At 67.0% G+C, this 19729-nt stretch carries 19 protein-coding genes; 8 read left to right on the top strand and 11 right to left on the bottom strand.

Going from position 1 to position 19729, the window contains the following annotated elements:
• Positions 1 to 135 precede the first annotated feature (135 nt).
• The 6 genes from ACEU5R_RS17385 to ACEU5R_RS17360 form a co-directional block, all read right to left on the bottom strand.
• Complete coding sequence (locus ACEU5R_RS17385; protein ID WP_212312711.1) at positions 136 to 1032, bottom strand: DUF6999 family protein; 897 nt, start codon at positions 1030 to 1032, stop codon at positions 136 to 138.
• Positions 1029 to 2960 (bottom strand): StlD/DarB family beta-ketosynthase, encoded by a 1932-nt coding sequence (locus ACEU5R_RS17380; protein ID WP_103271672.1) that lies wholly within the window; start codon positions 2958 to 2960, stop codon positions 1029 to 1031. The genes ACEU5R_RS17385 and ACEU5R_RS17380 overlap by 4 nt, the downstream gene beginning before the upstream one ends.
• A gap of 28 nt (positions 2961 to 2988) precedes the next feature.
• A complete protein-coding gene (locus ACEU5R_RS17375; protein ID WP_103271673.1) occupies positions 2989 to 3897 on the bottom strand; it encodes a fatty acid desaturase in 909 nt (302 codons plus the stop codon).
• Positions 3881 to 4657 (bottom strand): sterol desaturase family protein, encoded by a 777-nt coding sequence (locus ACEU5R_RS17370; protein WP_392411041.1) that lies wholly within the window; start codon positions 4655 to 4657, stop codon positions 3881 to 3883. Before ACEU5R_RS17370 ends, ACEU5R_RS17375 begins: the two co-directional genes overlap by 17 nt.
• A gap of 144 nt (positions 4658 to 4801) precedes the next feature.
• A complete protein-coding gene (gene dapA, locus ACEU5R_RS17365; RefSeq protein WP_103271675.1) occupies positions 4802 to 5695 on the bottom strand; it encodes a 4-hydroxy-tetrahydrodipicolinate synthase in 894 nt (297 codons plus the stop codon).
• 336 nt (positions 5696 to 6031) lie between these two features.
• Positions 6032 to 6517: a GAF domain-containing protein gene (locus tag ACEU5R_RS17360; protein ID WP_212312715.1), complete on the bottom strand. Its 486-nt coding sequence runs from the start codon at positions 6515 to 6517 to the stop codon at positions 6032 to 6034.
• A 156-nt stretch (positions 6518 to 6673) separates the two neighbouring features.
• On the opposite strand from ACEU5R_RS17360, the gene ACEU5R_RS17355 reads away from it, so the two are divergent.
• The 5 genes from ACEU5R_RS17355 (at position 6674) to ACEU5R_RS17335 (ending at position 11560) form a co-directional block, all read left to right on the top strand.
• On the top strand, positions 6674 to 7873 hold the full coding sequence (locus ACEU5R_RS17355; protein ID WP_392411040.1) for a PLP-dependent aminotransferase family protein: 1200 nt from the start codon (positions 6674 to 6676) through the stop codon (positions 7871 to 7873).
• Between the two features lie 97 nt (positions 7874 to 7970).
• Positions 7971 to 8897: a 4-hydroxybenzoate octaprenyltransferase gene (ubiA, locus tag ACEU5R_RS17350; protein WP_103271678.1), complete on the top strand. Its 927-nt coding sequence runs from the start codon at positions 7971 to 7973 to the stop codon at positions 8895 to 8897.
• A 108-nt stretch (positions 8898 to 9005) separates the two neighbouring features.
• Positions 9006 to 9404 carry a DUF1090 domain-containing protein gene (locus ACEU5R_RS17345; RefSeq protein WP_392411039.1) on the top strand — a complete coding sequence of 133 codons (399 nt, stop codon included), beginning with the start codon at positions 9006 to 9008 and terminating at the stop codon, positions 9402 to 9404.
• 430 nt (positions 9405 to 9834) lie between these two features.
• On the top strand, positions 9835 to 10218 hold the full coding sequence (locus tag ACEU5R_RS17340) for a DUF4148 domain-containing protein (protein WP_103271680.1): 384 nt from the start codon (positions 9835 to 9837) through the stop codon (positions 10216 to 10218).
• Positions 10219 to 10441: 223 nt separating this feature from the next.
• Complete coding sequence (locus tag ACEU5R_RS17335; RefSeq protein ID WP_392411037.1) at positions 10442 to 11560, top strand: saccharopine dehydrogenase NADP-binding domain-containing protein; 1119 nt, start codon at positions 10442 to 10444, stop codon at positions 11558 to 11560.
• A gap of 87 nt (positions 11561 to 11647) precedes the next feature.
• Here ACEU5R_RS17335 and glcC read toward each other — a convergent pair whose 3' ends face one another.
• Entirely contained in the window at positions 11648 to 12412 is a 765-nt protein-coding gene (gene glcC, locus ACEU5R_RS17330; RefSeq protein ID WP_212312724.1) for a transcriptional regulator GlcC, read from the bottom strand.
• Positions 12413 to 12659: 247 nt separating this feature from the next.
• Here glcC and ACEU5R_RS17325 point away from each other — a divergent pair, with 247 nt between their 5' ends.
• From ACEU5R_RS17325 to ACEU5R_RS17315, 3 genes are all read left to right on the top strand, one after another.
• Complete coding sequence (locus tag ACEU5R_RS17325) at positions 12660 to 14834, top strand: malate synthase G (protein WP_392411034.1); 2175 nt, start codon at positions 12660 to 12662, stop codon at positions 14832 to 14834.
• A gap of 217 nt (positions 14835 to 15051) precedes the next feature.
• Positions 15052 to 15669, top strand: coding sequence for a TetR/AcrR family transcriptional regulator (locus ACEU5R_RS17320; RefSeq protein WP_103271684.1), 618 nt, complete (start codon positions 15052 to 15054; stop codon positions 15667 to 15669).
• Between the two features lie 248 nt (positions 15670 to 15917).
• Positions 15918 to 16772, top strand: coding sequence for a cysteine hydrolase (locus ACEU5R_RS17315; RefSeq protein ID WP_392411033.1), 855 nt, complete (start codon positions 15918 to 15920; stop codon positions 16770 to 16772).
• A gap of 102 nt (positions 16773 to 16874) precedes the next feature.
• Here ACEU5R_RS17315 and ACEU5R_RS17310 read toward each other — a convergent pair whose 3' ends face one another.
• From ACEU5R_RS17310 to ACEU5R_RS17295, 4 genes are all read right to left on the bottom strand, one after another.
• A complete protein-coding gene (locus ACEU5R_RS17310; RefSeq protein ID WP_392411032.1) occupies positions 16875 to 17465 on the bottom strand; it encodes a TetR/AcrR family transcriptional regulator in 591 nt (196 codons plus the stop codon).
• Between the two features lie 138 nt (positions 17466 to 17603).
• The gene (locus ACEU5R_RS17305) at positions 17604 to 17912 is read right to left on the bottom strand and encodes a DUF4148 domain-containing protein (protein WP_392411031.1); all 309 of its coding nucleotides are present in this window, start codon (positions 17910 to 17912) and stop codon (positions 17604 to 17606) included.
• An 80-nt stretch (positions 17913 to 17992) separates the two neighbouring features.
• Positions 17993 to 18298 carry a DUF4148 domain-containing protein gene (locus tag ACEU5R_RS17300; protein ID WP_392411029.1) on the bottom strand — a complete coding sequence of 102 codons (306 nt, stop codon included), beginning with the start codon at positions 18296 to 18298 and terminating at the stop codon, positions 17993 to 17995.
• Positions 18299 to 18526: 228 nt separating this feature from the next.
• Positions 18527 to 19723 carry a glycosyltransferase gene (locus ACEU5R_RS17295; protein ID WP_392411028.1) on the bottom strand — a complete coding sequence of 399 codons (1197 nt, stop codon included), beginning with the start codon at positions 19721 to 19723 and terminating at the stop codon, positions 18527 to 18529.
• Positions 19724 to 19729: the final 6 nt, after the last annotated feature.

Genomic DNA, 19729 nt, shown 5'->3' with positions numbered 1-19729 from the left:
CCCCCCCCCCCCCCCCGCCCCACCCCCCCCCCCCCCCCCCCCCCCCGCGCCGGCCGGCCAGGCGCGCTGCCATCACCCGCCTGGGCACGGCAGGCGCTCCGGCCGGACATGACGTCCGACCGGCGCAGCCGTCGCTCAGGCGATGGGCGCGGGCGGATCGCCGCCGTCCTGCGCCGCCTTCATCTCCATCAGCAGGCTGTGCAGCATCTCGGTGGACAGGCCGTGCAGCACCAGCCGGTAGCCGGCCCGCAGCGTCGACATCGGCACCAGCGGATGGCTGTTGTTGACCAGGATCAGGTGCTGCGGCGCGCCCAGCAGCTTGGCCGCGTAGATGCCGATGGTCTCGTCCAGCTGCAGCGAATTGGCCGCGCGCCAGAAGTCGTTGTCGGTGAGCATGAGCTGGTACAGCGGCGTGAACAGCTCGATGGCGCTTTGCAGGTCCAGGAAGTTCAGCCGCGCCTGCGGCATGTCGTCCAGCAACAGCCCGGGATCGCGGATCATGGAGAAGTCGACCCGCTCGGGCGCGTGCATCTCCACGCCCGCCTCGCGCAGCGCGGTGTTGAGCCGGATGACGAAGTTGAACAGATTCAGGTCGTGCTTGACGAACAGTTCGTCCTTCAGGTCGTCGATATCGCGCGGCTCCAGCGGCGTGGTGCTGACCGGCACCGGCGAATTGGCGGCGATGAAGGCCAGGATCTGCGCGCCCAGGTGGAAGTGCCGCAGGATCAGCCAGTTGGCCTCGGGCGAGACGAAGCGTTTCAGGCCCCAGGCCAGGATGCGATGCAGCAGCTTCGAGTGCGACCAGCGCCGCGGCACGAAGGTCTTGACCACCTGTATCAGCACGATGAAGGCCCGCGCCAGCGGCCGCAGGAAGGGCAGCAGGTATTGGCGCGAGCTGCTGCTCGAATCCGTCAGCCAGGCTTTCTTGACCTTGTCCGGCAGCGGCGTGCTGCGGTCCAGGTACAGGGCCAGCCAGGGGCTGGGATCCAGCGGATCGTGCGCCTTGGCCAGGAACTCGGGTTCTTGCTTCATTGCGCCTCGTCCTCCATCACGTGATGGAATTGCATCAGGTAGAGCGCGGCGGTGCGGCGCGCGGTGTCCACGATGCGCCGCTCGGCGCGGCCGTCCTCGTCGCAGTCCAGCGCCAGCTCCACCGCCGCCAGCCAGCGCGCCAGATGGTGCTCGTCGTTCTGGCCATGGTATTCCAGGAAACGGAAGGCGTCCGGCGGCAGCGGCAGGCTGGCCTTGAGCAGCGGCAGCAGGGCCGGCACGATGCGCTGGCCGGTGCCCTCGATGATGTAGATCGCGCCGAGCAGGCCGATGGGATCGCGCGTGGCGGCCAGGCTGTGCAGGTAGGCGTTGAGCGCCTCGCCGCCGGGATTGCGGCGCAGCGCGTCGATGTCGTCCACCGGGCCGCCGGCGTTGCGGTAGTCCTGGAACAGGATCTTGAAGTCGTTCTGTTCCTCGCCCGCGTGCACGTCGATCAGCGCCGCCAGCGGCTGGTAGGCCTCGCTCAGCGAGGCCGCGCCCTCGCGCATCCACTTGCTGCCCTCGCGCACCTGCGGGATCCAGCTTTCCATCCAGGTCAGGTAGTCGGCGGTCTGGAAACGGCGCTCGCGCAAGCGCCGCACCACCGGCGTGCGCCAGACGCGCGAACGGTAGTCATGCCAGATCGAGGCCAGCTCGGTCAGCAGCTGGCCCAGGCCCTGCGGCGCGCTGTCCGGATCGTGCGGCGGGGCGATGGCGTCGGCATCGGCGCTGTGCGCGTCGTGCGGCTGCGCGGCCGCCGGGCTCGCGGACGCGACGGCCCGCGCGGGCTGTTCATGCACGGCCTCGGCCTCGAACAGCATGTACGCGGTCATGAAGCGACCCGACTCGGGGATGTAGCACAGCAGCTGCTCGCCCGGCTTGATCTCGCGCGTTTCCAGGAACTCGGCCAGCATGATGAGAATGGACGCCGCGCCGGTGTTGCCGCGCCACGCCAGATTGCTGAACCAGCGCTCGCGCGGAATGGCCAGACCGGCCTTGTCCAGCAGGTCGGCCACCACCGGAATGAATTTCTCGGACGAGTAATGGCACAGGAAATGGTCAATCTGGTCCGGATCTACCCAGCCATCGCGCACCAGCTTGGCGTATTCGTGGATGCCGATGTCGAACAGGTGCGGCAGCAGCCGGATGTCCTGGCGCAGCGACAGCGCGCCGTCGGCCTCGGCGTCGGTCCAGGATGGGTAGTCCAGGTGCCCGCGCTGGCGGTCGGCCGACAGGCCCAGCTGCATGCAGACCGGATAGTCGCCCGAGAACGAGCGCTGGTGCACCCACTTGAGCCGCAGGCGCACGCCGCGCGAGATGCCCGGCAGCGCGCGGCCGGAGTTGCCCAGCAGCAGCGCGCCGGCGCCGTCGGACAGCATCCAGCGCAGGAAGTGCGCATCGAAATCGGCGTCATAGTCGCGCGCGGCGAAGCGCGAACGCTTGAACAGGCGCGAGGGCAGCTCGCTGGCCACGGCCAGGGCGCTGGCGTGCCCACCCAGTTCCACGCCCTGCGCGGCCGCCTGGATGGCCGACACGCCGGCGGCGCAGATGCCATGCACAGACAGGGTTTCCATCGGATGCGCGGCCATCTCGCCCTGGATCATGTTGGCGAAGCCCGGCATCAGCGCATCGCCGCCCGACGAGCCACTGGCCAGCATCGACACATCGGCCAGCTCGGATTCGTTGCGCCGAAGGCAGTCGCGGATGGCGTTGGCGGCGAGCTGCGCGTTGCTGAACACGGTTTCGCCTTCCGGGCCGATCGCGTAATGGCGCTGCTTGATGCCGTTCTCGGCCAGGATGCGCTGCTTGATGCGCCCCGAGATGCGGTTCAGCGGCGCGATGTAGCGGTCCATATCGTCATTGGACACGGGCTCGCCCGGCATGAAATAGCCGGCGCTTTCCAGGTAGACACGATGAAACGCGATGGGCATGACGACCTCTGGTGATGTGCGTGGCGGCCTAGCGGATGTGCTTGGCCGCCATGCGGGAACGGGTACGGAAGCGCGGGCTGAACGCGCCCAGCACGAAAACGCGGAACATGTAGGGGACCAGGCCGCCTTCATTCAGCGCGGCGGGAACTTGATCGCGGTAACGGCCGTAGTGCAGCTCGGTCAGCTCGGCCCAGTGCGCGCGCGAATGCTCGTGATGCGCGGTGTGCAGGCCGATGTTGAACAGCAGCGGATTGAGCAGGCCCTCGAAATTGCGCGCATAGCTCAGCGCCGCGCCGCGTCCGGGACCGCCATCGGCGTGCGCGTGCTGCAGGTAATTGGTGGCCAGCAGCCAGTGCAGGCCGTGCAGCTGCGGCACGATCACGAACACCAGCGCCTTGGCCGGATTCAGCGCCAGCAGACCCGCCCACAGGCCCAGCCAGGCGCCGTACTGCGCCATGCAGTAGCGCCAGGCGCCGGGCCAGTGCCGGCGCAGCCGGCCCAGCCAGGTGAAGAACAGCGGATACAGCACCCAGACCGCCTGCGCCGGATGGATCAGGTAGCCCCACAGATGATTGGTGTCGCCGCCGAAGCGATAGGTGCGCGCCTGGTCGTCCGGACCGTGCTTGTAGCGATGGTGGTTGGCCACGTGCGCCGGATAGAACACGAAGGTGGGGTGTCCCTGCAGCAACGTGATCCAGAAATCCGTGGCCCGGTTGGCCCAGCGCCCGCGCCACATGCGCAGGTGCGTGTGGTTGTGGTGGATCACGCCGATGCCCAGCGTGAGAAACAGCATCAGCGCATACAGCGGCCACCAGAAGCCGTGGACCCATTGCCAGGCCGCCAGCGCAGGCAGCGCCGCCAGATAGGCCAGGCTCTGCCAGTCGCGCCGGTTGCGCAGCGTGGGCAGCGAGAAACGCCGGCTACGCGCGTCCGCCAAGCGACTCTCGCTTCTGGTGAGCCTGCAGCTGCGCCTCGGCCGCGTCGGCCTTCAGCCGGGTGCGGAACAGCCGGTCCATGAAGGTGAACTGGAAACCATAGTTGCCGTTGTAGCAGGCATGATGCAGATGGTGCCGGCGGCTGGCTGCGAACCAGTGCGCATAGGACACCTTGGGGAAGAAATCGTAGTTGGCGTGGCCGATACAGTTGAAGAACAGGCTGAACAGCGGCACCGAGGCCAGCGACCAGAAGCTGAAGTCGTGCAGCATCATGGGCAGCATGATCACGTTGCCCAGCATCAGCGCCTCGATCGGATGGAAGCTGTAGGTCGAGAACGGCGTGGTCACCACCGAGCGGTGATGCGGCAGGTGAAAGCGCCGCAGCGGCCGGGTGTGCAACAGGCGGTGGTTGACCCAGAAGTGCACGTCGTTCCAGGCCAGCAGGAACAGGATCTCCAGCGTGATCTTCTGCCAGCTGGCGTCCGGATCCAGATGCGCGCAGCCCAGTTGCAGCAGTCCCCAGGGAAAGACCATGCCGGTGCCGAACAACAGCACCGACACGCCGGACTGCGCCAGCTCGCGGCGCAGCTGCCCCGGCGCCAGCGGACGCGGATCCAGCGGGCGCCCGATGCCGAGCGCGGGCAGGATGTGATGCGTCAGCAGCCAGGTGGCAGCGCCGAACAGCAGGTAGATACCGCCGAAAAACAGCAGCCCCGCCAGCATGACCTGCCAGACGGACAAGGCTTGAAAAGCTTGGGCCATGGAGTTTTTATTTCACCCGGAGAATGGCCGCATCATAAGCAATCCGTCAGCATCCGGGGGAGGCATGTATTACCAAATGAATCCGAAGCGGACAAAGCCTGCCGGACGCCCCATCCGCGCGGCCGGCAGACGCCCGCGCCGCGCTCAACGCGGCGGAAACGCGCGGTCCAGCTCGGCCACCGCCGCCTGCAGGCGGTCCGCCAGCGCGGCGCTGGCCGCCGGCATGGGCGCGCGCAGCTCATCGGTGAGCAGGCCCTGCCGCGCCAGCTGCGCCTTGACGGGTCCGGGATTGGGTTCGGCGAAGGCCAGCTGGATCATCGGCGCCAGCGCCAGGAACAGCGCGCGGGCCTGGTCCAGCCGCTGCTCGCGCACGGCGCGGTACAGCGCCACGAACAGGTCGGGCCGGATGTGCGCGGCGGCCGCGATGATGCCGGAACCGCCCAGGCACAAGGTCGACAGCGTCTGCAAATCCTCGCCCGCCATCACTTGCAGCCGGCCATCGGCGATCAACGCCACGGTCTTTTCCAGCGAGCCGCCGCAGTCCTTGATGGCGGCGATGTTCGGGTGCGCCGCCAGCTCCAGCAGCGTGGCCGTGTCCAGCGCCGCGCCGGTGCGGTAGGGAATGTCGTACAGCGCCAGCGGGAAGCGCGAGGCGTCGGCCAGGCAACGGAAATAGGCGGACGCGCCGGCCTGTCCGGGCCGCACGTAATACGGCGCGGGCGCCAGGATGCCCGCCAGCGGCCGCGTGCCGAAGGCCGACAGGCGGCGCAGCACATGGCCCTGGTGGTTGCCGGCCAGGCCCATCATCACGGGCAGGCCGTCGGCGACGTTCAGCACCGCGTCCAGCACGGCCAGCTGCTCGGCGTCGTCCAGCGCCGCGGCCTCGCCGGTGCTGCCGCACACGACCAGGCCGTCAACGCCGGCCGCGGCGTAGTGGCGCACCAGCCGGCGCAGCGCGCCGCCATCGACGGCGCCGCCCGAGAACGGCGTGACCAGGGGAATCCAGATGCCCTGGAACGGGGATGTTTGAGTCGGCATGAGAGAACACTCCTTCGGTATGGACCGTGGTTGGACCGTACAGAAGTGCTCGGGAATGCGCTGGGAGGTCGCGGGCGGCGCCATGCGCCGCCGGGAAGGCCGCTGTTCCGTCGCCCATCTGACGGAACAGCATGCTCCGGTCAGATGAGCGGCTGTTTTTTGGATTTCAGGCCGGCAGCAGCCAGCGCCACGCACAGGGCGCGGAACGGGGCAGCGGATTGAATGGCCTGGATCATCATGAATCGGAAAGCGCCGCGCGGCATGCGCGGATGCGGAAATCTACCGGGCGGCAGGCAGGCTGTCAACGGCGTCGGCCGCCCCCTGCGCAACGGACGCTCAGCGCAGGCTGGCCAGGAAGATCGCGCACAACGCTTCCATGCCGGCCTGGTCGTCGGCGTCGAAACGGTCGGGCACCGGGCTGTCCACGTCCCATACGCCGATCAGCTCGCCGTCGCGCACCAGCGGCACCACGATCTCGGAACGCGAAGCCGCGTCGCAGGCGATGTGGCCGGGAAACGCATGCACGTCCGCCACGCGCTGCGTGCGCCGCTGGCTGGCGGCCGCGCCGCACACGCCGCGATTCAGCGGGATACGCACGCAGGCCGGCTTGCCCTGGAACGGGCCCAGCACCAGCTCGGTGCCGTCGTAGAGATAGAAGCCCGCCCAGTTCAGCTGCGGCAAGGCCTGGTAGACCAGCGCGCTCAGGTTAGCGGCGTTGGCGATGCGGTCGTGTTCGCCTTCCAGCAGCGCGCGGGCCTGCGCGGCCAGCTCGGCGTACAGGGCGGGCTTGGAATCGGCGGAAATCGGGGCGGCTTCAAACATAGGCAAATGTAACTGTACAGGCGCTTATCGGTGCAAGTGATTGTAGGGCCCGCCGGCATAAACGGGGCTGGCCCGCGCGCCTGTGTGACAATAGATTTTCGCCGGCGCCCGTGCCGGCGTCCCTTTCTCAACCCTTCTTGGTCAAGAAGCCCATCCATGGACAAGCCTTTCGAACCTGCGTTTTCCTTTTCGGAACGCGCTCAGCAGCTCACCAGTTCCGCCATCCGCGAGATCCTCAAGGTCACCGAGCGGCCCGAAGTCATTTCGTTCGCCGGCGGCCTGCCTGCGCCCGGCGGCTTCCCGGTAGAAGTGGTACGCGCTGCGTTCGACAAGGTCCTGTCCACCAACGGGCGCGCCGCGCTGCAGTACGGCCCGACCGAAGGCTACGCGCCGCTGCGCAAGTGGGTCGCCGAAGACCTGACCCGCGCCGGCGCCGACGTGTCGCCCGACCAGGTCCTGATCGTGTCCGGCTCGCAGCAGGCGCTGGACCTGCTGGGCAAGGTGCTGATCGACAAGGACAGCAAGATCCTGGTCGAAGACCCCAGCTACCTGGGCGCGCTGCAATCGTTCAGCCTGTACCAGCCCAAGTACGTGCCGGTGCCCACCGATGACGGCGGTCTGATCCCCGAGGCCATCACGCCCGAGCTGGCCAGCGGCGCGCGCTTCCTCTACGCGCTGCCCAACTTCCAGAACCCCACCGGCCGCACGCTCAACCTGGAACGCCGCATCGCGCTGGTCAAGCGCGCCGCCGAGCTGAACCTGACCATCATCGAAGACGATCCCTACGGCGAGCTGCGCTACGCGGGCGAACCGCAGCCGGGCCTCTTGACGCTGGCCGCCGAATACGGCGCCAACGTCATCCGGCTGGGCACGTTCTCGAAGGTGCTGGCCCCCGGCCTGCGCCTGGGCTTCATCGCCGCCGCGCGCCCCATCATCAACAAGCTGGTGCAAGCCAAGCAGGCGACCGACCTGCACACGCCCACGCTGACGCAGATGGCCGTGTACGAGATCGTCAAGGACGGCTTCCTGGAAGAGCACCTGCCCAACGTGCGCGAGATCTACCGCGCGCAGGGCAGCTGCATGCTGGACGCCATCCAGAAGGAATTCCCGGCCAGCGTCAGCTGGACCAAGCCGGAAGGCGGCATGTTCATCTGGGTCACGCTGCCCGAGCACATGGACAGCGCCAAGCTGCTGGAAAAGGCCATCGCCCAGAACGTGGCCTTCGTGCCGGGCGCGCCGTTCTACAGCGGCGGCGGCCGTGCCAACACCCTGCGCCTGAGCTTCGCCACGGTGCCGGAAGACAAGATCCGCACGGGCATCGCCATCCTCGGCAAGCTTCTGAAAGAGGCTGTGTAAGGTAAGCCCACCTGCGGTATCGAAGTCACGGCCGGGCAGATGCCCGGCCGTTGTTGTTTTATGCTGTCGGTTTTCCCCCTTCCTCAAGCCCGTGACAGTGAGCGCCTCGCCCCAATCCCCCGTCGACCTCAGCGACATCGTCTTCACCGACTGGGTCGAACGCTGGCTGCCCAAGTCCTGGCGTCCCTATGCGCGCCTGTGCCGGCTGGACCGGCCCATCGGCACCTGGCTGACGCTGCTGCCCTGTATCGCCGCGCTGGTCCAGGCTGCGGGCGGGCTGCCTGACCTGCAACGGCTGATCGTGTTCTCGCTGGGCGCGCTGCTGATGCGCGGCATCGGCTGCACGGTCAACGACATGTGCGACCGCAACTTCGATAAGCACGTCGAGCGCACGCGCTTTCGCCCCCTGACCAGCGGGCAGCTGAGCATGCGCCAGGCGGTGGCGTTCCTGATCGGCCAGCTGCTGGTCTGCGGCTCGCTGCTGTTCTTCCTGAACGACATGAGCCGCTGGCTGGCGGTGGCGGTGCTGCCCTTCGTCTTTGTCTATCCGTTGTGCAAGCGCGTGACCTACTGGCCGCAGGTAGTGCTGGGCATATGCTTCAACTGGGGCATGCTGATGGCCTGGTCCGACACGCAGAACCACCTGCCGCTGGCCGCCGTGGCCATGTGGCTGGGCGCGGTGCTGTGGCAGGTCGGCTACGACAGCATCTACGCCTACGTGGACGTGCGCGACGACCGCAGCCTGGGCCTGCATTCCACCGCCATGCGTTTCGGCGACCAGGGCAAGCTGTGGATTGGCGGCTTCTACCTGGCCACCGTGGCGCTGTGGGCCTGGGGCGGCTACGCCATCGGTATGTCCTGGGCCTATTACGTCGGCATCGCCGCCGTGGCCCTGCACCTGGCCTGGCAGCTCAAGGTCTTCGACATCCAGCACCCCGCCCGCAACTTCCGCCTGTTCCGCGCCAACCTGTGGCTGGGCGCGCTGTTGATCGCGGCCGCGCTGGCGGGCACCTTGATCCGCTGAGCAATCAGCATCGTCTGAAATCGCGGCCGGCTTTGCGCCGGGCACATTGCCCGGCGCCTCGCGCCGCGCGATGATGAAAGCTCCTTCGATCATCCAGGAGTTTTCCGCATGCGTGCCCTGTTCCCTACGCTCATGACGGCCGCCGCCCTTGCCCTGCTGGCCACGGGCCCCGCCCAGGCGGCCGACTGCTCGGCCGCGCGTGGCTGCGCCGCCAAGTTCTGCCAGATCGAAAACGACATCGCGCAGGCCCAGGCGCACGGCAACAGCCGCCAGGAAGCCGGCCTGCGCCGCGCGCTGGCCGAAGCCAAGGCGCACTGCACCGATAGCCGCCTGCAGAACCAGCGCGAAGCCGACGTGCGCGAGAAACAGAACAAGGTCGCCGAACGCGAAGGCGAACTCAAGCAGGCTCGCGCCAAGGGCAAGCCGGAAAGGATCGACAAGGCCCAGCGCAAGCTGGACGAAGCGCGCGCCGAATACGACGCCGCACTGGCCGACCTGAACCGCTGAACCCGACTGCGCGCAGCGCTCGGCGCCGGCCGGTATTGCCGGTCGGCGCCGCATGGCTGCCGCAGCGCCCGCGCCAGCATTGGCGGCAAGAGGCAAGGCGGCGCTGAACGCGCCGACCGTCGCGCCAGCTTGAAGCCTGCCGGCGGTCATCCAGCCGCCCGCCCCCCATCCCTGCGTTCCAACACGACAGAGGCCCGCCCGGCATCGCGGATCCCTTACGTGTCATTCATTGGAAATATCACCACCTATGGATCCATTTGGTGAAATCTATCTTCATTAGTACAGATTTTGGAAAGATGTTTTCAGGGAATCAGGGTTTATCCGGGGAGACATTGAGCACAGAATGCATCTCATCGGGACACAGCAAGCGAACCCCCCGCAATCAGGCCCGAGGTTCGGATCCCAAGCTCAAGACAAATGGAGGTCTGCTATGAAAACCCTTGCTACCGCTTTGATGCTGTCCATGTCCGTCATCGCCGCCGGCGCCCAAGCCGCTGAAACGGGCCCGTCGCGCGCCCAGGTCCAGGCCGAGCTGCAACAAGCCAAGGTCTCGGGTCAATACACCTTCGGCGAAGAAGGCTACCCCGCCCCCATCGCCCAGGCATCGAGCCTGAGCTCGCAGCAAGTGCAAGCCCAGCTGGCTGAAGCCAAGACCGCCGGCGTCGTCACCTTCGGCAACCTGGACTACCCGCCCGTCGCCCAGTCGCACGCCAGCACGCTGAGCCGCGCCGAAGTCCAGAACGAACTGGCCCAAGCCAAGACGGCCGGCCTGGTGACCTACGGCAACCTGGACTACCCGCCCCTGGGCAGCTGATCCAACCGCCGCGCGCCGGACCTTCCCTCACGGGTCCGGCCCAGGCGCAGCAAAGCCCTTCCGCCGCAAGGCGGAAGGGCTTTGTTTTTGTCGATTTGATGTCTGATTTCGTCGAAACAACGTTACATATAGCCGTTACGGCGTTTTGTGCTCTACAAATCGACAGCACCCAGGCATAGCATGAGGCCATCCCAACCCGCTCCCTATCCGCAGGAGACGCCTCATGTCCACCGCCACCAAACCCGTCCTGTTGCTGGGCGCCGGAAAAATCGGTTTCGCCATCGCCCTGATGCTGGAACGCAGCGGCGACTATTCGGTCCTGGTGGCCGACCAGGATCCGGCCCGGCTCGCCGCCGTGGCCGAACTGGGCTGTGAAACCCGGTTGATCCCGGATGACGACGCGCTGGCGCGCGCCATTGAAGGCCGCCATGCGGTGCTCAACGCCTTGCCTTTCCACCGCGCGATCGCGGTCGCGGGCCTGTGCGCCAAGGCCGGCGTGCACTATTTCGACCTGACCGAGGACGTAGCCAGCACCCACGCCATCCAGGCGCTGGCGGCCGACGCGCGCAGCGTGCTCATGCCGCAATGCGGCCTGGCGCCCGGCTTCATCGGCATCGTCGGCAACGCGCTGGCGCGCCGCTTCGACACGCTGCTGGACCTGCGCATGCGCGTGGGCGCGCTGCCGCGCTATCCGTCCAACAGCCTGCGCTACAACCTGACGTGGAGCACGGAAGGGCTGATCAACGAATACTGCAATCCCTGCGAGGCCATCGTCGACGGCCAGCTCAGCAGCGTGCCCGCGCTGGAAGGCTATGAGACCTTCGCGCTGGACGGCGTCGAGTACGAAGCCTTCAACACCTCCGGCGGACTGGGCACCCTGCCCGCCACCCTGCTGGGCAGCGCGCGCAACGTGGACTACAAGTCGGTGCGCTACCCGGGCCACTGCAATCTGATGAAGCTGCTGCTCAACGACCTGCGGCTGCGCGACCGGCGCGACCTGCTCAAGGACATCTTCGAGACCGCCATCCCCACCACCGAGCAGGACGTGATCGTGATCCTGGCCTCGGCCAGCGGCCACCGCCACGGCCGGCTTGAAGAAGAGTCGTATCCGATCCGCGTGTTCGGCGCCGACGTGGACGGCCACCGGCTCAGCGCCATCCAGCTGTCGACCGCCGCCGGCATCTGCGCGGCGCTGGACCTGGTGACGCAGGGCGCGCTGCCGCAACGCGGTTTTGTCGGGCAGGAGATGATCGCGCTGGAGAACCTGCTGCAGAACCGCTTTGGCCGCGTCTATGCCGGCAAGCCCCTGGCACTGGACAGCACGGTATTGAACGACCGCTGACATCCAGCGTCGCGGCATTCGCCAGGCGGCTGCGATCCGGCGCCTGGCGCATGCCGCAAGCCGGAGCGCAACCTTGCACGCGCCGGCCTAGGCCCAGCCCTCCAGCCGCCGCGTCGCGCGCACCAGGCGCTGCTCTTCCTGCTCGATGTCCGCCAGGCTCTGGCGCACGCTATCCACATGCTCGGCGGCAGCGCGTCGGGCCTGCTCGGGCTGGCGCGCGATCACGGCGTTGTACAGGCGCGCGTGCTGACGGTCGATGAGTTTTTTTTCCGGCTCGCGGTGATAGAGATTGTTCACGCAGGCGAAGACCGAGCCCAGCAGCAGATCGGTCAGCGATTGCAGCGTATGCACCAGCACCGGATTGTGCGAGGCCTCGCAGATCGCGCGGTGGAAGGCATGATCCAGATGCGCGTGGGTGGCGGCGTCGGTCTCGATGCCCTGGGCGGCCATCATCTCGTCATAGCGACGGCGGATCATGATGAAGTCCGCCTCGGTGCCGCGCAGCGCGGCCAGCCGGGCGGACTCGGCCTCCAGCAGCGAACGCACCTCGAGCAGGTCATACAGCGTGCGCGGCTGCGAGTTGAACAGGTGCATCAGCGGCCCGGCGTCCACCTTGGAGATCTGGGCCACGAACGAGCCCTTGCCCTGCGAGGTATGGATGATCTCGCGCGCGCGCAGCAGCTTCAGGCCTTCGCGCAGCGCCGTGCGCGACACGCCCAGCTTTTCGGTCAGACGCCGTTCCGACGGCAGGGCCTGGCCGGCCTTGAGCACGCCGTCCAGGATCAGGCGCTCGATGCGCTCGGCCACTTCGTCCGCCACCTGGCGGGGTTTTTCTTCGGTTTCCGCGTACATGCCTACTCCGGACCAGTGGTATGACCAAGCGATCGTCGGGCACGATCGCCTTGCATCAGCCCTCTGTAAGTTGCTGATATGAAACCATAAAAAATCGATTTTTGCCCAAGCAGGCGTAAACAAACTGGTATGACCAGCGGGTTTTCGTATGGACATCGGCACGCGCGCGGACGATCATGTGCGATGACCGATCCGTCCGGCGCCTCTCGCGGCGCCGTCCAGCCATACCCCTCAGTCAGAGATCAGCATGACGCAACGCATCGAGCATCACGGCCTGCAAGTGGCGGCCAATCTCAACCAGTTCATCGAACAGGAAGCCCTGCCCGGCACCGGCCTGGACGCCGCCAGCTTCTGGCAAGGCTTCTCGGCGCTGGTGCATGACCTGGCGCCGAAGAACCGCGCCCTGCTGGCCGAACGCGACCGCCTGCAGGCCGAGCTGGACGCCTGGCACCGCGCGCATCCCGGCCCCATCGCCGACCCGGCCGCCTATCGGAAATTCCTGGAAGGCATCGGCTACCTGCTGCCGCAACCCGCCCAGGTGCGCGCCACCACCGAAAACGTCGATACCGAGATCTCGCAGCAGGCCGGTCCGCAGCTGGTGGTGCCGGTATCGAATCCACGCTACGCGCTCAACGCCGCCAACGCCCGCTGGGGCAGCCTGTACGACGCGCTATACGGCACCGACGCCATTCCGGCCACGCCCGGCGATGACGGCAAGGGCTACAACCCCGAGCGCGGCCGCGCCGTGATCGCGCGCGCCCGCGCCTTCCTCGATTCGGCCGCGCCGCTGGCGCAGGGCTCGCACGCCGACGCCACCGGCTACACCATCGACAATGGCCAGCTGCGCGTGACGCTGGCCAGCGGCGCCACGACGCTGAAGTCGCCGTCGCAGCTCATCGGCTATCAGGGCCCGGCCGACGCGCCGTCGGCCGTGCTGCTCAAGAACAACGGCCTGCATTTTGAAATCCAGGTCGACCGCGGCCACGCCATCGGCGCCACCGACGCCGCCGGCGTCAAGGACGTGCTGCTCGAGGCCGCGCTCACCACCATCATGGACTGCGAGGATTCGGTCGCGGCGGTGGACGCCGAGGACAAGGTCCATATCTACCGCAACTGGCTCGGCCTGATGAAGGGCGACCTGACCGAACAGGTCAGCAAGGGCGGCAAGACCTTCACCCGCAAGCTCAACGCCGACCGCCAGTACACGCGGCCGGACGGCTCGGCGCTGACGCTGCACGGCCGCTCGCTGATGTTCGTGCGCAACGTCGGTCACCTGATGACCAACCCCGCCGTGCTGGACCGCGAGGGCCGCGAGATTCCCGAAGGCATCCTGGACGCCGTGGTCACCAGCCTGGCTGCGCTGCAGGATCGCAAGAACAAGCTCAACTCCCGCACCGGCTCGGTCTACATCGTCAAGCCCAAGATGCACGGCCCCGTCGAAGCCGCCTTCGCCAGCGAGATCTTCGACCGCGTCGAAGACCTGCTGGGCCTGCCGCGCCACACGCTCAAGATGGGCATCATGGACGAGGAACGCCGCACCAGCATCAACCTCAAGGCCTGCATCGCGGCCGCCGCGCCGCGCGTGGCCTTCATCAATACCGGCTTCCTGGACCGCACCGGCGACGAGATGCACTCCAGCATGGAAGCCGGCCCGATGCTGCGCAAGGGCGACATGAAGTCCACCGCCTGGATCGCGGCCTATGAGCGCAACAACGTGCTGGTGGGCCTGGACACGGGCCTGCGCGGCCGCGCCCAGATCGGCAAGGGCATGTGGGCCATGCCCGACCTGATGGCCGCCATGCTCGAGCAGAAGATCGCGCATCCCAAGGCCGGCGCCAACACCGCCTGGGTGCCCTCGCCCACGGCGGCCACGCTGCATGCGCTGCACTACCACCAGGTCGACGTGCAAGCCGTCCAGCAGGAACTTGAACGCATCCGCCTGACCGACGTGCGCGACGAATTGCTCGGCGGACTGCTGACCGTGCCGGTCGGAGATCGCGGCAAGTGGTCGGCGGCCGATATCCAACAGGAGCTGGACAACAACGTGCAAGGCATCCTGGGCTATGTGGTGCGCTGGATCGACCAGGGCGTGGGCTGCTCCAAGGTGCCCGACATCCATAACGTCGGCCTGATGGAAGACCGAGCCACGCTGCGCATCTCCAGCCAGCACATCGCCAACTGGCTGCGCCACGGCGTGACGCAGCGCGAGCAGGTCATGGAGACCTTCCAGCGCATGGCCAAGGTGGTGGACGGCCAGAACGCCGGCGATCCGCTGTATCGTCCGATGGCCGGCCATTTCGATACCTCGCTGGCCTTCAAGGCGGCCTGCGCGCTGGTCTTCGAAGGGCTGACCCAGCCCAACGGCTACACCGAGCCGTTGCTGCACAAGTACCGCCAGGAGTTCAAGGCCGCGCAGGCCTGAGCGACGGCGCAATGGCCCAACAGCCGGACGGCGCGAGCTGTCCGGCTTTTTTGTCGGCCAGCGTCCCGGCGCCGATCGCCGCCGCGTTGCGTCTCCTCTGCCCCCCACCCGCCGGGCGCCTCGCATTGCCAAGGCCGTGCGTCGTGCCTGCTGTCCGCTCCCAACCGCCCCTATTTAAAGTCCTGCTTTTTTAGCACGGTCGTGCTAAATTTTGCCCATGCCTGCCAAAACGGAAAAAAGCGAACTCACCTACGCGGCCATCGTCGACGCCGCGCTGGACCTGGCCGCCGCCCAGGGGCTGGAGAGCCTGTCGCTGGGACAGGTCGCCAAGCACCTGGGCATCAGCAAGAGCGGCGTGTTCTCGCGCGTGGGCTCGCGCGAAGCGCTGCTGCAAGCCGTGCTGGATGAATATGACCGCCGCTTCGTCGCCGCCGTGTTCACCCCGGCGCTGGAACAGCCTCGCGGCCTGCCGCGCATGAACGCGATGGTGACGCACTGGATAGACCGTGCTTGCAACGTGGAGACGCTGACCGGCTGCATCTACGTGGCTGGCGCCTTCGAATACGACGACCGCGAATCGCCATTGCGGCCGCTGCTGGAAAACAATGTGCGACGGTGGCGCGCGGCGCTGGTGCGCACCGCCGGGCAGGCGCTGGAAGCTGGCCATCTGCGGCCCGACACCGACCCGGAACAGCTGGTGTTCGAGATCTACAGCCTGATGGTGGGCCTGATGCACGACGCACGTTTCCTGCGCGATCCGCAGGCCCACGAGCGGGTGCGCAGGGCGTATGAACGATTGATCTCCACTTATCGCAGTTTCAGCTACATCGAGTAAGACCCAACCCGCGCCGGCCCGTGCCGGCGTTTCTCGCAACCAATTTCGCACGATCGTGCGAATTTATGAAGGATAGCGCCATGTGGATTCTTGTGATCATCGTCGTCCTCGCGGTGCTGGCGCAGGCCTGGCGTGCGCTGCGCGCGCTCTCTCGTCAGCTGCCGGATCGACCGGAACACCTGGTGCTGTTCTGACGCATGGCGCGCATCCCGTTCTATATTGCAGGGACTCCTCCTCCGAACCGCGTCATGTCCCGTTCCGTACAGTTGCTGATCGTCGATCCGCAAAATGATTTTTGCGACCTTCCCGATGCCTACCTGCCCGTCGATCCGCTCAGCCGGCAGCCCGTGAAACCGGCGCTGCCCGTGGCCGGCGCGCACGCCGACATGCAACGGCTGGCCCGCTTCATCGATGCCGCCGCGCCCGCGCTCACCGCCATCACGGTGACGCTGGATTCACATCATCGCCTGGACATCGCGCACCCGACCTTCTGGCGCACCGGAGACGGCCGGCCGGTGGCGCCCTTCACGTCCATTACCGCCGCGCAGGTACGCGCGGGCGATTTCCTGCCCCGCCACGACGACGATCTGCCGCGCACGCTGGCCTATCTGCAGGAACTGGAAACACGCGGCCGCTACACGCTGATGGTGTGGCCGATCCACTGCGAGATCGGCAGCTGGGGCCACAACGTCCATGCCGACGTGCGCGCGGCCTATAACCGCTGGGAAGACGCGGGCCAACACATCGTGCGCAAGGTGCCCAAGGGCACCAATCCCTGGACCGAGCACTACAGCGCGCTGATGGCCGAGGTGCCGGACCCGGACGATCCGCGCACCCAGCTCAATCGCGGCCTGCTCGATGCGCTGGACCGCGCCGAACTGCTGCTGATCGCTGGCGAGGCGGGCAGCCATTGCGTCAAGGCCACGGTCGAAGATCTGGCCCAGCACCTGCCGGGCGGCAAGCTGTCGCGCGTCGTGCTGCTGACGGATTGCATGAGCCCGGTACCGGGCTTCAACGCTGGGCAGACCGCCTTTCTGCAGCGCATGCGCGAACTGGGCATGCAGACCCGCGGCAGCATGGACGTGCTGCAATCGCTGCGCTAGGTGGCCCGCCGTCCGGACCGGCAGCGCCAATGAACACGGCCGCGAGCATGCGCATCGCGGCCGGGATCAGGGAAGAACGGGACGGTAGCGGCGCGCCGCGCCTCAGTCCTTGCACGGCACGTAGAGCGCGCCGATGGCCTCGCAGAATGCCGGCGGCTGCTGGAACAGGCGTGACACCAGCATGCAGCCCTGCACGGTGGCGAACACCGCGCGGCCAGCCGATTCGGCGGTGCCGTTGAATTTCAGGGTGCCCTGCGCCTTGCCCTCGGCCAGCACGCGCGCCAGCCAGGCTTCGTGCGCGCGGAAAAATCCTTGCAACGCGCCGCGCACCCGATCCGGCAGCGTCATGACTTCGGCGGCCAGCATGCCGCCCAGGCACAACTCGCCCGAATCACAGGCGCGCGACTCCATCAGCGACAGGTAGGCCTCGAGCTGCGCGCGCGCGGGCAGGGACTGGTCGATGGCGCGCAAGGCCGCCAACGCGCGGGCGCTGTATGCCTCGACCGCTTCGTACAGCAGGTCGTCCTTGCCAGGAAAGTAGTAATGGATGCTGGACGTCTTCACGCCCACATGCTCGGCCAGGTCGCGATAACTGAAACCGTTGCAGCCGCGCGTGCGGATCAGCTTTTCGGCGTGGGCCAGCAATTGGTCGCGCGTATTGGCGGAAGACTTGGCAGAGGTCGGGGTATCCATGGCTGAATATTACCTACTAATAGATCAGCGCGTCATCGTCCATGACGAATCGGGCACGATCAGCAGAACGGAAACACCAGGCGAGCCCCGGCCGGGATAGCCTCCCGCCCCCCGGGGCTCGACTTGCCTGCATGCCGCTCAGCCTTGCGCGGGCGGGTAGTCCAGTTCGCCGCTTTCCGTCAGACCCCGGGCGCGGGCGGCAGCCAACTCCTGCTGCACCTGGACGCGAGTCTTGGCGGCGCCGACTTGGGCGTAAGCGGTGGCGGGATAGCCTTCCTCGCCCGAGGCCAGCTCGCCCTTGGCGCGGGCAGCGGCCAGTTCCTGCTGGACCTGGGCGCGCGTCACGCTGCTGTGGCTGTCCTGAACGGGCGGGTAGTCCAGCTCGCCGGCGTAGGCTGCGCCCATGAAGGTCGCGGAAAGAATCAGGGCGGATACAAGGGTCTTCATGAGAGATCTCCGGTAGACAGCCTGCTCATGCCATCGGGCATGGAGCTATCTATTCATAGGTAGATTTTTGAGGAAAATGATCAGCCACGGACGGGCGGGTAGTCCAGCTCACCGCTGTCGGTCAGGCCTTGCGCACGGGCCGCAGCCAACTCTTGCTGGACCTGGGCGCGGGTCTTGTCGCCGGTCTGGGCGAACGTGGCGACGGCGTAACCTTCTTCTCCCGACACCAGCTCGCCGTTGGCGCGGGCCGCGGCCAGTTCCTGCTGGACCTGGGCGCGCGTCACGCTGCTATGCGTGTCCAACGCGGGCGGATAGTCCAGCTCGCCGGCCTGGGCGGCGCCGATGAAGGAAGCGGAAAGGATCAGGGCGGATACGAGGGTCTTCATGAGGAATCTCCGGTTGGGATCTGGTCTTGCTATTGTTTGGCTATCTACTTATAGATAGATGATCGGGGTAAAAAAATTTGCTGCGTACCACTGTATTTCTGGATTCGACCTTGCTGGCCTGTTCGGTCCGCTGCGTCGATGGCTGAATATTACCTACTAGTAGATAGATAGTGCAAGCCACTATTGTGCAACAACTTATTTCGCCGGTGGCGCCACGCCAAGCCAGCCTCAGATGAACAGATCCTGGATCCAGAACGTGGCGGCGCCCAGGGCGAACCATCCGATAGGCCACAGGCGGCTGGGACGCGGCAGATCAAGCGCCTCCCGGTACACCGCCTGTGTCTGCGCGACAAAACGCGGCAATCCGAACTCGGCAAGCGCCCTGGCGCGCGCGGCCTCGCTCATGACCGCGAGCGCCTCGGGTTCGCGCAGCGCCTCGCGCAGCACCTCCGACACGGCCGCCGGCGCGCAAGCCGGCACGATCCAGCCGTCCACGCCATCTTCCACATTTTCCGGCAGGCCGGCGACATCGGTCACCACCACGGGCAGGCCCATGGCCATCATTTCGCGGCAGGCGAAGGAAATGGTCTCCACGCGGGACGACAACACGAACCCCAGGTCCAACGCCGCCAGGAATGGCCGCACATCGTCAAGCAAACCGACGAAGATCACGCGGTCCTGCATTCCCAGCGACTCGACGTAACGCAACGGGTCCTCGTCCGGCGGCTCGCCCGCGATCAGCACCACGATCCGCCTGCGCAGCGCGCCGGGCAACATAGCCACGGCTTCGAGCATGTCAGGCCAGTTCTTGTACGCAGCGGTGCCGGCGTTGCTGCCGACCACCAGGCAGCCTGTCTGCGATGGCGGCAGCCAGCGTTCGCGGGCGAGCGCCTTCTGCGCCGGCGTGGCCGGCGTGAAATAGTCCACGTCGACACCATTCTTCACCGTGCGCAAGCCACACCCTGCGTAAGGCGTGTTCATCAGGCTGCGCCGGGTGTGCTCGCTGACGCAGATCACGCGATCCGTGGCCAGGCGAGCCCGCAACCCCGCGCCCAGGCTGCGGCCGGAACGCGAATTGTGTTGCGTGTAGACGATCGCCGGACGTCCGCCACGCAGTCCCATGCTCGCCAGCATGCAAAGCCGGTGATCGGCCGCGCCGTTCACATGCACCAGATCGAAGCGCTCGATCTTCAGCAACGCGCGCATGCGCCGGATCCGGGGCCAGGCAGAGAGCAATCCGCCCTTGAACTCCATCGGCACGACACGCACGCCCGGCATGCCCGAGGCTTCCAGAAACAGGCGGCTGCCGGCCGGCGCGGCAACCACGATGTCGTGCGCGGCCCGCAGCGCCTGCACCAGCGACAGTACGTAGGTTGTATGGCCGCCGCCGTCGGCCTGGTGGAAATTGGTATAGAGAATGCGCATGAAGTG

It is taken from the genome of Achromobacter sp. 413638 (assembly GCF_043119405.1).
Lineage (GTDB): Bacteria > Pseudomonadota > Gammaproteobacteria > Burkholderiales > Burkholderiaceae_B > Achromobacter.
This window is presented reverse-complemented; position numbering and strand designations above follow the sequence as displayed.